10 protein-coding genes are annotated in these 11849 nt (G+C 58.9%); 3 read left to right on the top strand and 7 right to left on the bottom strand.

Annotation, left to right across the window (positions count from 1 at the left end):
* Positions 1-2: 2 nt before the first annotated feature.
* From araD1 to ABDX87_RS18055, 7 genes are all read right to left on the bottom strand, one after another.
* Positions 3-998 carry an AraD1 family protein gene (gene araD1 / locus ABDX87_RS18085; RefSeq protein ID WP_346829110.1) on the bottom strand — a complete coding sequence of 332 codons (996 nt, stop codon included), beginning with the start codon at positions 996-998 and terminating at the stop codon, positions 3-5.
* 170 nt (positions 999-1168) lie between these two features.
* On the bottom strand, positions 1169-2344 hold the full coding sequence (locus tag ABDX87_RS18080; protein ID WP_346829109.1) for an L-rhamnonate dehydratase: 1176 nt from the start codon (positions 2342-2344) through the stop codon (positions 1169-1171).
* Positions 2345-2761: 417 nt separating this feature from the next.
* Positions 2762-3766 carry a 4-hydroxythreonine-4-phosphate dehydrogenase PdxA gene (locus ABDX87_RS18075; RefSeq protein ID WP_346829108.1) on the bottom strand — a complete coding sequence of 335 codons (1005 nt, stop codon included), beginning with the start codon at positions 3764-3766 and terminating at the stop codon, positions 2762-2764.
* Entirely contained in the window at positions 3763-4722 is a 960-nt protein-coding gene (locus tag ABDX87_RS18070) for an amidohydrolase family protein (protein ID WP_346829107.1), read from the bottom strand. Before ABDX87_RS18070 ends, ABDX87_RS18075 begins: the two co-directional genes overlap by 4 nt.
* Positions 4715-6064: an MFS transporter gene (locus ABDX87_RS18065; protein WP_346829106.1), complete on the bottom strand. Its 1350-nt coding sequence runs from the start codon at positions 6062-6064 to the stop codon at positions 4715-4717. The genes ABDX87_RS18070 and ABDX87_RS18065 overlap by 8 nt, the downstream gene beginning before the upstream one ends.
* A gap of 189 nt (positions 6065-6253) precedes the next feature.
* Positions 6254-7012 carry a WbqC family protein gene (locus ABDX87_RS18060; RefSeq protein WP_346829105.1) on the bottom strand — a complete coding sequence of 253 codons (759 nt, stop codon included), beginning with the start codon at positions 7010-7012 and terminating at the stop codon, positions 6254-6256.
* Positions 7013-7058: 46 nt separating this feature from the next.
* Positions 7059-7988: a glycosyltransferase family 2 protein gene (locus ABDX87_RS18055; RefSeq protein WP_346829104.1), complete on the bottom strand. Its 930-nt coding sequence runs from the start codon at positions 7986-7988 to the stop codon at positions 7059-7061.
* A gap of 716 nt (positions 7989-8704) precedes the next feature.
* Here ABDX87_RS18055 and ABDX87_RS18050 point away from each other — a divergent pair.
* From ABDX87_RS18050 to ABDX87_RS18040, 3 genes are all read left to right on the top strand, one after another.
* Positions 8705-9721, top strand: a complete 1017-nt coding sequence (locus ABDX87_RS18050) for a Bug family tripartite tricarboxylate transporter substrate binding protein (RefSeq protein WP_346829103.1) — start codon at positions 8705-8707, stop codon at positions 9719-9721.
* A gap of 62 nt (positions 9722-9783) precedes the next feature.
* Complete coding sequence (locus ABDX87_RS18045) at positions 9784-10317, top strand: tripartite tricarboxylate transporter TctB family protein (RefSeq protein WP_346829102.1); 534 nt, start codon at positions 9784-9786, stop codon at positions 10315-10317.
* Positions 10314-11840 (top strand): tripartite tricarboxylate transporter permease, encoded by a 1527-nt coding sequence (locus ABDX87_RS18040; protein ID WP_346829101.1) that lies wholly within the window; start codon positions 10314-10316, stop codon positions 11838-11840. Before ABDX87_RS18045 ends, ABDX87_RS18040 begins: the two co-directional genes overlap by 4 nt.
* The last annotated feature ends 9 nt before the right edge of the window (positions 11841-11849 follow it).

The following is an 11849-nucleotide window of genomic DNA, read 5'->3' as shown; positions in this document are numbered from 1 at the left end:
CTTTAAAGAGGTTTGATCTGACCGATCGCCACAGGACGCGGCCCTTCGCCAATCCCGTTTTCCAAAGGTGCGCCGAAGGCATCGAGGCTGATCTGGAAGCGGTCGCCCGGCTGGGTCTTCACGCCATCGGCGAACGACAGGGTCGCCGTGCCGAAATAGTGAATGTGCACATCGCCAGGGCGCAGGAACTGGGCGTACTTGAAATGGTGGAATTCGAGGTTGGCCAGGCTGTGGCACATGTTGTCTTCGCCACTGAGAAACTCCTTCTCCCAGATCACCTCGCCGTTGCGCTTGATGCGGCTCATGCCGGACAGGTGACGCGGCAATTCGCCGACGCGCAGTTCCGGGCCGTAGGCGCAATAACGCAGCTTGGAATGCGCCAGGTACAAGTAGTTGCGACGCTCCATGACGTGGTCGGAGAACTCGTTGCCCAGTGCGTAGCCCAAGCGGTAAGGCTGGCCGTCGTCGCCGATGACGTAGAGACCGGTCAGTTCGGGTTCTTCACCCGCGTCTTCAGCAAATGCAGGGACCGGAAAGTCCGCACCCGGCCGCACCACAATGCCGCCGTCGCCTTTGTAGAACCATTCCGGTTGCGCCCCGACCTGACCTTGCGCCGGTTTGCCGCCTTCGATGCCCCACTTGAAGATCTTCATGGTGTCGGTCATGCCCGCTTCGACCTGACCGTCGTGCTGGTGCATCTTGTCCCGCGCCGAGGCGCTGCCCAGGTGCGTGAGGCCCGTGCCGCTGATCAGGCAATGCGCCGGGTCTTCGTGGTCCAGCGGTGGGAGGATCTGACCGTTCTGCAACAGGCCCGCGTAATCCGGGCCGGATTCGGTGCCACGGCTTTCGACTTCAGCCTGCAGACTGTGCTGGCTGCGAATGGCGGCAAGCGCCAGTTCACGGGTGCTGGTGGTGTTGCGTATGACATTGACCTGCGAGCCCTCGACCACGCCGACCTGGCGCTGTCCCTGGCTGTTTTCGAACTGGATAAGGCGCATGGGCTGAATCTCCAGAAATGTGGAATGCGATCTCGCTTCTGCCCGGGGGGCTTGGGAGCAAGCTTGTTCCCACGCCCTCCGGGTAGAATCAAAAGCAGATCGTGGGGCGTCAGAACCGAATCAAAAGCAGCTCGCGCGGCATCAGGGACGACGCGCGACCGCTTACAACATCACTCGATGATGTTGAACTCGCTCAGGTACTCGTCCGAGATTTCCAGGCCCAGGCCCGGTTTGTTGTCGTCCAGCTGGATGTAGCCGTTGACCGGTGCTGGCTCGCCCTTGAACACGTAGTAGAAAAGTTCGTTGCCGACCTCGACGTCGAATACCGGGAAGAACTCGGCCATCGGCGAAGCGGTGGTGGACATGGTCAGGTGGTAGTTGTGCATCTGACCGGCGTGCGGGATGACCGGCACCGACCAGGCTTCAGCCATGGCGTTGATCTTGCGTGCCGCCGTGATGCCGCCCACGCGGTTGGTGTCGTACTGGATCACGTCGACCGCGCGGCGTTCGAGCATGTCTTTGAAGCCATAGGAGGTGAATTCATGCTCGCCGCCGGAGATTGGCATGATGCCCATCTTCTTCAGCTCGATGTAGCCTTCGAGGTCGTCGGCGATCACCGGCTCTTCCAGCCAGCGCGGTTCGAATTCAGCCAGTTTCGGCAGCATGCGACGGGCGTATTCCAGGGTCCAGCCCATGTAGCACTCAAGCATGATGTCGACGTCAGGACCTGCCAGTTCACGCAGCGCACGCACCTGCTCGATGTTGCGGCGCATGCCCGCCGGGCCGTCTTTCGGGCCGTAGCCAAAACGCATTTTCATGGCAGTGAAGCCCTGGCTCAGGTAACCCTGCGCTTCTTCCAGGAACAGGTCGAGGTTGTCATTGGCGTAGAGCTTGGAGGCGTAGGTCCAGATCTTCTCTTTGGTGCGGCCGCCGAGCAGTTTGAACACCGGCTTGTTCACCGCTTTGCCCATGATGTCCCAGATCGCGATGTCGATCGCCGAGATGGCCGCCATGCCGATGCCTTTACGGCCCCAGGCGTGGGTCTGGCGGTACATTTTCTGCCAGATGTATTCGTTGTCGAACGGGTCTTCGCCAATGGCGATCGGGGCGAGGTAGTTGTCGATGATTTCCTTGGCCACACGGGGCGCCAGCGCGCAGTTACCGATGCCGACGATGCCGTTGTCGGTCTCGACTTCCACCACCAGCCAGCCGTGGAACCGGAAGGAACCCATGGCGTCGCCACGTTCAAACAGGATGTCACTGGCGTTGGTGCAGAAGTGCGCCTGCGGTGGAACGACTTTGCCTTTCCATTCGAAGACACGGGTACGGATTGCTTTGATTTTCATGAGAAGAGTCCTTGCCACTGCTGGTTGCGCCCAATCGTTCCACGGGGTTCGGAACAGGGCTTCTTGTAATTGTTCTTCGATTCGCAGGCGTCGCATCGCGGCTCGATGGAAGGAATTTGCCAGCGGAGAAGCGCGTCGGCTAATCACTTATGCGTATCCAGTGATAGCCAGTGGTGATCGGTGGCAAGACATAACTGGTTGAGGAGTTATAGGAGGGATGGAGGTTGTTTGATCGTTTCCACGCTCCGCGTCACAGTGAACCCTGGACGTAGAGCGTCCAGAGAGGTGTTACCACGCAGAGCGTGGGAACAATCAAAGAATCCAAAACGTGCAGGCAAAAAAAACCGCAGGACGCTCATCTAACGTCCTGCGGCGAAAACGTGGTCTGTTTTTCACTCAGCCCGGAGGCTCGACCCTTTAAACGTTGCTTTGCCCCATCCGGCAGGCGATTTCGAAGGCCTGGCGAATCGCCCCGACATTCGCCTTACCCTGTCCCGCAATATCAAACGCCGTGCCGTGCGCCGGCGTGGTGATCGGAATCGGCAACCCGCCCTGCACCGTCACCCCGCGCGAAAAGCCCATCAGCTTGATCGCGATCTGACCCTGGTCGTGGTACATCGTCACCACCGCATCGAACGCGTTGGCGTCGCCCTGCACTTTCAAGAAAATCGTATCGCCCGGATACGGTCCGTCCGCCTTCATGCCCTGCGCCTGCGCGGTTTTGACGGCTGGACCGATGATGTCGATTTCCTCGCGTCCGAACGAACCGTTGTCGCCGTTGTGCGGGTTTAAACCGCAGACACCGATGCGCGGCGCTTTCAGACCGTTGCGCTTGAGCGCGGTATCGATCAGCCGAATCGCCTCGACCACCCGCTCCTGACTCAACATGCCCGGCACCGCCGACAGGGCCACGTGCGAGGTCACACGGGAGGTCCACAGGTTATCCATCACGTTGAATTCGCAGAACGGCCCGGTGAAGCCCAACAGCTCGGCAAACCAGTGCAACTCGTCGTTGTGATCCATGCCCGCCATGTGCAGCGAGGTTTTGTTCAGCGGCCCGAACAGCACCGCGTTGGTGGTTTTGGCGGCCGTCAGCTCGACCGCGATTTTCAGCGTGTCCAGGCAGTAACGACCGCCGATGGCGCTGGCCTCGCTGCGCGGGAACTCGCCGACGGCGTCGCCACGGTAGTTGTAGAACAACGGCGTGTCATCGCTGAAATCCAGCGTCTCCAACGAATCGATCTGCCGGTAGGGGAACGACAGCCCGGCGAGGTCCATGCCCCGACGCATTTCGGCTTCATCGGCGATCAGGACCACCTGCGCCTGACTGCGTACCTTTTCATCGCTGAGCAGACGTGCGATCAATTCCGGGCCGATGCCTGCCGGGTCACCGAGCACCATCGCAATTCGGGTTTTATTCATGCCTGACTCCTCATGTGTTCTTGCCGCGGACGGTCCACGGCGCGCGGCTCGCAACGATAGATACGTTGCGCATTGCTGTAGAAAAGACGCTCCTGATCCGCGCGCGGCAGATCACGAACGATGTGTTTGAAACCGCTGTAGATGTCGTCGAAAGAACCGCACAGGCTGTCGACCGGGAAGTTGCTGGCGAACATCGCCCGGTCAGCGCCAAACATCGCGATGACCTCGCGCACGATCCAGCCGTTGTCCTGAACGCTCCAGCGTCTACCGGGCAAACCGAGGCCGGAGATTTTCACCATCACGTTGGGTTGTTCGGCCAAATTCGCCATCGCTGCATGCCACCCTGCCAGGCCTTCAGTGCTGCGATCCGACGGCAGCCCGGCGTGGTTAAGAATCAGCGTCGTGGCCGGGAAGTCCCGCGCCAGCAACGCGGCTTCCGGTAGGTTCCACCAAGGCGTCTGCAAGTCGAAACGCAGGCCCAGGTCGTGTAAGGTCGCGTAACTGCGACGCCAGTGTTCGTTGCTCATTAATGTGCACTGCGATCCAACGTCGTCGGGCGACGCAGGGCCGCCGGGCTTGTGCCGTACGCTGCGTACGCTGGGGAACAACGCTTGCTCGGCGAGCACGGCAATCGCATCCGGATGATCGAGCCAGGCCTGCGCGACGACCGCGTTGGGAACGCCGTAACGCGTGGCGATCTGCTCGATGAAACGGGTCTCGCCAATCGGATCGCTCGGGTCCCACTCCGTCTCGACGTAGACCGTCTGCACCACGTTGTGCTCGCCCGCATCGGCGAAGTAATCGGGTGGCAGGTAACGTCGCTTGATCGCCGAATAATCACCGTATCGGAACGGGATACTCACCCCTTGCGCAAGCCAAGGATGGTAGTTGGCCTGCGGGTCCCAGAAGTGGTGATGGGCATCGACAATCGGGCCGCTATAGACCTCCTCAGCCATTGCTCACCTCACGCTCGCCGTCGAGGCCGATCAGCAGGGTGGCGAGTACGAACAGCGCCGCGCAGACCGCGAAGAACCCAAGTACCGCACCGAAACCGCCGAAGTATTGCAGGATCAAGCCCACCAGAATCGGTACGAAGATGCCGCCGATGCTGCCCGCGAGGTTCATCACACCACCGATCAGACCGACACGGGCAGGCGCCGCAAGCAATGCCGGGAAGCTCCAGTAGAGGCTGCCCCACATCAGGAAGAACGCCGTCATCGCCAGCAATGCCACGGCGGCAATCGGATCGCTCAGTTGCGGCAACAGCAGCAGCGCACCGAGGGCAATCACACCCGAGAAAGTCAGCAAGCCTTTAACCGCCACGCCACGGCGCACGCCCTTGCGAATCAGGCCGTCGCAAAGAAAACCACCGGTCAGCGATCCCAGCGAACCGCAGATAAAAATCACGAATGTCGCGAAACCGATGCCCTTGATGTCGAAGCCTCGCGCTTGAGCCAGATAGCTCGGCCCCCAGGTCAGCAGACCGAAATACACCATCGCCCAGGTCGAACGGCCGATCAGCAAGCCCGTCAGCGAGCGAGCGGCGATGCCCAGGCCTTTAACCTTGGCCCGTGCCGCTTCAGCCGCCGGGGTTTCACGGCCTGCGTTGATCTTCGCCAGTTCCGCTTCGTTAACCTGCGGGTGAACCGAAGGGTCGTCCCGCAGATACCGCCACGACACCCAGCCCAACAACAGTGTCGCGACCCCGGCGATCACAAAGGCCGAGCGCCAGGAGTCTAGCGACACGATCAGGAAGGCGATGATCAATCCACCCAGCGCCACGCCCAACGGACTGCCACTGTCCATCATCACCGCGCCGCGGCTGCGCTCACTCGGCGCCAGCCACAGGGAAATCAGCTTGCCGCCCGACGGAAACAGCGGTGCTTCCGCAGCCCCCAGAAACATTCGGGCGAACAACAGCGACGCACCACCCGTGGCGAAACCGGCCAACACCTGGAACGTGCCCCACAACCCGGTCGACCACGTGATCACGCGGCGTGGCCCAAAGCGGTCGATCATCCAGCCGCCAGGGATCTGCAACAGCGCGTATGCCCAGAAGAAACTGCTGAGGATCAAACCCTGCATCGCAGGCGAAAGCGTGAATTCCTTGGCAATGGTTGGCATTGCGATGGACAGCGAAACCCGGTCGATCAGGTTGACCATGGTCAGCACGAAGATGATTGCGAAGATGCGCCACCGCACCGTACTGGCTTTGGCCACGGCGGCAACGCTGGAAACGGGAGGAACATACGGTTCACCTGTCGCGGACAGGTTCACGTCGGCGCTGCTGCGAGCCATGGTGCGTACCTCGATCTTGTTGTTCTTATAGTTGGGCGATCTTGTGTGAGATCGCCCGTCGTGACCAACACTATCGGAGGCCCAGCGATAACCGTCTAATCAAAACTGGAGATAGGGTGATAGCTGGAAGATATAGGATCTACAGGGGAGGTCTGGATATCCCGAAGAACCGGGAAGCGCTGGATGCGCTCAAGACCAGGCAACATCAGACACCGTCGCGGGCGCGCTGTGGGCGCATCCGAGGTGGAGCGAATAGCAGCCTAAAAGCGCCCGAATCCGCTCAACGTCATTGAACATCATCACGTCAATGATCGACAGATTGCTTACGAACGGTAAACGGTATTGTGGGTAGCTGATCTCGTCCATTTGCATGAACCTTAGCGCCAGGCCATGTCGGGAAAAATAATCCTGATCATAGAGCGCCACCCCACCCATCGGGTTTATGTAAAGCGTCGCATCAAACAGCTTTGCGGTCTGTATGACCCGGTCCTGTTTGTCCAGCATGCGCGGCAAATTCAGGTCCGAAGCCCTGACCACCCGGGTTCCGATGTCCAGGTACGTGCACAAACCCCTGAGGGTATGCTCGATGTATAACGCCAGATTGCGCTCTGGAAAACCGATCAGACGCTCCAGTAACGGCATCACCTCGGAAAAGTGGGGCGCTCGGGAGTAGTGATGCTTCAGGAGATTGATCAGGCGTTTTGACTCATCATCAAACGTGTCACTCAACTGACGCTGATTGATGGCTAAATCGAAACTGTCACGCTTCAACGGGAAGGTGATCATTCGCGCGTCGTTATGTTCAAGAATTCGGTTGCGGTTGATCCAGCCCGACTTGATGTATTGCAGATCGTCGCCGAGAACGAACACATCCGCGGCCGCAATCAGTTGAAAGTAATTCAAGTAAGGAAACAGATAAGGCTGCATCATTGTAATGGTACGGGTCATCCCTCTACTCTCCTTGTTGTCGACCTTCATCAAACATCCGGTGTCATCAGACCTGACTCTTGTTGACCGTCGGCATCAACCGTTTCGCGACGTTGATACTGACATTTCGAACCACCAGCCCCAAGGCTTGTAGTTTATTCAAGGGCGATATGGCTGATAACGAAAAACCAAACAGTTGAACCAGAAAATATTCATACAAGGCCTGGTTTCCCAGCCGATGGTAGTAGTTGGCAAGCGCCGAGCAGGTCTGGAGGCTCATGTGCAATTTGCGCTTCTTCGACCGCATGGAAAAAATCCCGCCAGGATGAACCCGGTAGGCAGCAGGTTTTATCTGCTCCAGAAATTTTCCTTTGCCATGCGCGCCCAGTAATGACCACCAGCAAATGTCGCCCAAGGGAGCATTGACCAGTTCCGGCGGCAACTCATGAATCACGTTGCGGAAACAGGCCGTCAGCGTCGAGATAGGTCTGCCTTTCTGCAGCTCCAGGGCACTGGCGTCGCGCCTTAATTTGCCCTGCAGCTGGATGCCTTGATCGCCAGTGCCGTCGAAGGCCATGGCGTCGTGATACGTAATGACGTAATCCCGGTGCGCCTCAAGAAAGTCCACCTGGGTTTGTAACTTATCCGGGTCTGTCCAGTAATCGTCGCCTTCGCAGTACGCGATATAGCGCCCGCGCGCCGCGTTGAATAACTCCAGGGTGCATGTCTTGCCTAGCTGGAACTGATTAATCTCGTGATAGAACGGGCGAATGATGTCCGGGTGGCGCTCCACGTAGCTGGCGAGAATGGCGGCTGTGCCATCAGTCGATGCGTCATCATTCACCAGAATTTCAAAAGGAAAATGCGTTCGCTGCGACAGAAACCCATCTAGTGTCTGGGCCAGAAAATCTTCGTGATTGTAGGTAGGACAGATGATGCTCAACAACGGCTGTCGAGAGCGCCGGCTGGTGGCGGTATGAGATGAAGTAGCAGTCATGGCGCAAATACTCAAGGCGATGTGGGCGACCCATGGATTTCCTGCGACTCGGTAAGCAGCACGTGTCGATGACAGCTCATTGACACAACGGTGAACGAAATAAGACTCTCAGATAAGCGGTTCAGCGGTTACAACGAGTCAGGGGGCAGGTGTATATATCGGCGACTCATGACTTGTTGTCAAACGGCGCGAGCAATACATTGGCGAATTTAGGATAAACGGCCAACCAGAGACGCTAACCTGTTGATTCATAAAGACGCCAAAAATGTAACACTTAATTACCTCACTGGTGCGACATTTTTCAGGCATTCAACTGCAGAAATGATTGATTCACCAACACTAATAACACCCATGCAAGTTGCCTCCCCCTCGAACTTGGCAACTCTAGACACTCCCTCCACTCAACTGAATGAAGTGCGTTCATTACTTTCGTAAAATCCATTGGTGATCCTGTACCGCAATATCAAACTGCTCAGTTTCTCGCCTTGTCGCTGCCCCCTGAATCATCGCTCAGGGAGCCCGCGGTGAGGGCGGCGAGGTGAAGGCATCATCGTTTTCATGCGAATCAATCCATCCCCCCATCCTTTCACCTATAACCCCAGGCTATCGGTGTATGTGATGTTTTGACTAGACGCGGCATAGCAACTTTCACACACTCGGCGCATGGCTGCTCCACACGACGGCCACTCATAACAACTACAAAAATGAGGATCACCATGCGAACCGCATCCTTTCGACGCGCGTCCCGTCTGCTGCTCGGTTGCACGCTGATGTGCGCCACGGCACTTCCCACCCTCGCCCTCGCCGCATGGCAACCTGACAAGAACGTCGAGATCGTCGTGGCCGGTGGTCCTGGCGGCGGCACCGATCAACTCGGCCGTCTGATTCAATCGATCATCAGCACCCACAAGTTTCTGGACGTCAACACCATCGTGCTGAACAAGGGCGGCGGCAATGGCGCCGAAGCCTTTCTCGACATGAAGGTCTCCAAGGGCGACGCCGATAAACTGGTCATCGCCACCAACAACATCTACTTGCTGCCTCTGGTCTCCAAGCTCGGCTACGAATGGCAGGAGCTGACGCCCGTGGCCGCCGTCGCAGAAGACGACTTCATTCTCTGGACCTACAAAGACGCGCCGTGGAAAGACGCCAAAGGCTTCTACGAAGCGGTCAAGACAGACCCGTCCAGCATGCGCATGGGCGGCAGTCAGTCCAAGGACGTCGACCAGACCCTGACCCTGCTGCTCAACCAGACCAACAACACCAAGCTGGTCTACATCCCGTTCAAGAGCGGCAGCGAGGCCGCCACGCAACTGGCGGGCAAACACATCGCCGCCAACGTGAACAACCCCGCGGAGAGCATCAGCCAATGGCGCGGCGATCAGGTGCAACCGCTGTGCGTGTTCAGTAAGGACCGCATGGGCTACACCGAGAAAGTGGCAGGCGATAAATCCTGGGCCGACGTCCCCACCTGTCACGAAGCCGGACTGGGCATCGATCAGTACCGTTTTCCGCGCACGATCTTCATGCCGGGCGATGTCACCGCCGAGCAGCGCGCCTTTTACATCGACCTGATGCGCAAGGTGTCGCAGACACCTGAGTTCAAGGCCTATGTGACGCAGAACGCGTTGGTGCCGACCTTCCTTGAGGGCGATCAACTGACCGCCTACATCGAGAAGGACACCGCGCGCGTCACCCCGGTGTTCAAGGAAGCTGGCTGGCTGCGCAACTGATCCGCCCTGCTGCCGCGCGCCTGAAATGAAGGCGCGCGGCAGTCACTCGCTGGAGGTGTTTCATGTCCAATTCTTCTCACGCGACCTCGCTGGTCGGCACCCGCTGGGTGGAGCTCGGCCTCGCTGCGTTCACCTTGTTGATCGGTGCGGTGGTGATGTTCGGCAGCATCGAGCAAGGCATCGGCTGGGGTGACGCCGGTCCCGAGCCAGGCTATTTCCCTTTTTACATTGGCCTTCTTCTGGCCGCCGCCAGCGTGGCCAATGGCGTCTTGACGTTCCTTCGCTGGAAGCCGCTGAGCATCAGTTTCGTCAGCTGTGGCGAATTCCGTCAGGTGCTGTCGGTGTTCATCCCGATAGCCCTGTTCGTCTGCGCCATGCCCTTCACCGGTATCTACCTGGCCTCGGCCGTGTTCATCGCCTGGTTCATGTGGCGTGACAAGGTACGCGCCAAGCCCTATGGCGTGATCATGATTGGCGCCGTGTCGCTCGGCGCAGTGCTCGCCAGCTTCTTGATCTTCGACCTGTGGTTCAAGGTGCCGCTGGATGCAGGTCCGTTGGGTGACCTGATCGCCATGGTCGGGAGATCGATGAAATGAGCGAATTCGATTCTTTGCTGCAAGGCATGAACCTGATTCTCACCCCCGGTCATATCGGGCTGATGGTCATCGGGGTGCTGCTGGGTATTCTGGTCGGCGTGTTGCCGGGGCTGGGCGCGCCCAACGGCGTCGCTTTATTGCTACCGCTCACCTTCACCATGTCGCCAGTGTCGGCGATCATCCTGCTCTCATGCATGTACTGGGGGGCGCTGTTCGGCGGGTCGATCACCTCGATCCTGTTCAATATTCCCGGTGAGCCGTCGTCGGTGGCGACGACCTTCGACGGTTACCCGATGGCCCGTGAAGGCCGCGCCGCTGAAGCGCTGACCGCTGCATTCAGTTCTGCGCTGATTGGCGCGCTGGCAGGTGTGTTGTTGCTGACCTTTCTGTCGACGCGCATCGCTGCGTTTGCCATGACCTTCAGTTCACCGGAGTTTTTCGCGGTGTACCTGTTGGCGTTCTGCACCTTCATCGGCATGAGCAAGAACCCGCCGCTGAAAACCGTGGTTGCGATGATGATCGGCTTCGCCATGGCAGCCGTCGGCATGGACACCGTGTCCGGCAACCTGCGTCTGACGTTCGATCAACCGGCGTTGATGACCGGCATCAGTTTCGAAGTGGCGGTGATCGGCCTGTTCGGGATCGGCGAGATTCTCTGCACGGTCGAGGAAGGCCTGGTTTTCCGGGGCGAACACGCACGCATCACGCCAATGGTGATCTTGCGCACCTGGGCGAAACTGCCGCGTTACTGGTTCACCATTTTGCGCAGCACCGTTGTCGGTTGCTGGATGGGCGTGACACCGGGCGGTCCGACGGCGGCGTCATTCATGAGCTACAGCATCGCCCGCCGCTTCTCGAAAAACCGCGACAACTTTGGCAAAGGCGAAATCGAAGGCGTCATCGCTCCAGAAACCGCCGACCACGCAGCCGGCACCAGTGCGCTGCTGCCCATGCTGACGCTGGGCATTCCGGGGTCGGCGACGGCTGCGGTCATGCTCGGCGGCCTGATGATCTGGGGCCTGCACCCGGGTCCGACCCTGTTCGCCGAGCAGCATGATTTTGTCTGGGGCCTCATCGCCAGCATGTACTTGGGTAATGTGGTCAGTCTGCTGGTGGTGTTGGCGACCGTGCCGTTGTTCGCGTCGATCCTGCGCATTCCGTTCTCGATCATTGCCCCGATCATCATCATGGTCTGTGCCATCGGTGCGTACTCGGTGCACAACTCGATGTTCGACGTGATGTTGATGCTGGGCTTCGGGGCGCTGGGGTATCTGTTCAAAAAGCTCGGTTATCCGATTGCGCCGCTGGTGCTGGCCGCCGTGCTGGGTGACAAGGCCGAAGACGCGTTCCGTCAGTCGATGCTGTTCTCGGACGGGCAATTGGGGATCTTCTGGTCCAACCCGCTGGTCGGCAGCCTCACCACCGCCGCGCTGTTGATGCTGTTCTGGCCGCTGATCTCGGGTGGCATCAAAGCCGCCTTCGGTTGGCGTAATCGTCACGCAATCAAGCCGAAAACACTGTGATGACAAGCA

Source organism: Pseudomonas abietaniphila (assembly GCF_039697315.1).
GTDB lineage: Bacteria > Pseudomonadota > Gammaproteobacteria > Pseudomonadales > Pseudomonadaceae > Aquipseudomonas > Aquipseudomonas abietaniphila_B.
Note: the sequence above shows the minus strand (reverse complement) of the source record. Positions and strands in the feature narration are given on the sequence as shown.